Origin of the sequence: Massilia eurypsychrophila (assembly GCF_002760655.1) — a bacterium.
Taxonomy (GTDB): Bacteria; Pseudomonadota; Gammaproteobacteria; order Burkholderiales; family Burkholderiaceae_D; genus JAFCUW01.
This window is the reverse complement of the sequence record NZ_PDOC01000116.1, coordinates 1-264: the sequence shown is the minus strand read 5'-3', so window position 1 is coordinate 264 and position 264 is coordinate 1. Positions and strand designations below refer to the sequence as shown.

Below are 264 nucleotides of genomic sequence, written 5' to 3'. Positions count from 1 at the left end.
TTGGGCTTACGGCGTGGAGGCTTTTCACCCCCATTATCGCTACTCATGTCAGCATTCGCACTTCTGATACCTCCAGCATCCTTTACAAGACACCTTCGCAGGCTTACAGAACGCTCTCCTACCATATCCAATAAAGGATATCCGCAGCTTCGGTGACTGGCTTAGCCCCGTTACATCTTCCGCGCAGGACGACTCGATCAGTGAGCTATTACGCTTTCTTTAAATGATGGCTGCTTCTAAGCCAACATCCTGACTGTTTTAGCC

Annotated in this window: 1 rRNA gene; it reads right to left on the bottom strand. The window is 49.6% G+C overall.

Annotated features, from left to right (window positions below):
• Positions 1–264: ribosomal RNA gene (locus tag CR105_RS27640) — 23S ribosomal RNA — on the bottom strand; the annotation flags it as partial.